Raw genomic sequence first — 839 nt, forward strand, 5'->3', positions numbered from 1 at the left:
GACCCAGCGCCTGTTGGCCTTGCTGCAACTGGGGCGCGTGCCGTTGCTGGTGGCCAGTGCGGCGTGCCGTGAACAGGCCGAGCGCGTGCTGGCATTGCTCAGCCCGGCACAGCGCCCGCCCTTGCTGGTGTGGGAGGACGTGCAAGACGCCGGGTATTGCAGCACGTCACCGGGCATCTACACCGCGCCCAACAACCTGGCCTATGTGATATTCACCTCGGGCTCCACCGGTACGCCCAAAGGGGTGATGGTCGAGCAGGCCGGGATGCTCAATAACCAACTGAGCAAACAACCGTATTTGCACCTGAGCGCAGCGGACGTGATCGCCCAGACGGCGTCGCAGAGTTTCGATATTTCGGTGTGGCAGTTCCTCGCAGCGCCTTTGTTTGGCGCGCAAGTCGACATCGTGCCCAACGTCATCGCCCACGATCCGGCTGCGTTATTGGCGCATGTGGCCGCACGCGGGATCACTGTGCTCGAAAGCGTGCCGTCGCTGATCCAGAGTCTGCTCGACGAGCCCGAGGGTTCGCTGGCTGCGCTGCGCTGGATGCTGCCCACCGGCGAAGCCATGCCCCCGGAGCTGGCGCGTCGCTGGTTGCAGCGTTATCCGCAGATTGGTCTGGTCAACGCCTACGGCCCGGCGGAATGCTCGGACGACGTGGCGCTGTTCCGTGTTGACGCGGTGTCGGCCCAAGGCGCGTATTTGCCGATTGGCCTGGCCACCGACAACAACCGTTTGTATGTGCTGGATGGCGACTTGCAGCCAGTGCCAACCGGTGTGGTCGGTGAGTTGTACGTGGCCGGTACGGGCGTGGGCCGTGGGTATTTTGCCGACCCGC

1 protein-coding gene is annotated in these 839 nt (G+C 64.5%); it reads left to right on the top strand.

All coding sequences use genetic code 11. From position 1 onward, the window contains the following. The coding region (locus GHO41_RS29405) for an AMP-binding protein (RefSeq protein WP_153435358.1) at positions 1 to 839 on the top strand (839 nt) is incomplete at both ends.

The sequence above is a fragment of the Pseudomonas sp. FSL R10-0399 genome (assembly GCF_009600165.1).
In the GTDB taxonomy this organism is placed as follows: Bacteria; Pseudomonadota; Gammaproteobacteria; order Pseudomonadales; family Pseudomonadaceae; genus Aquipseudomonas; species Aquipseudomonas helleri.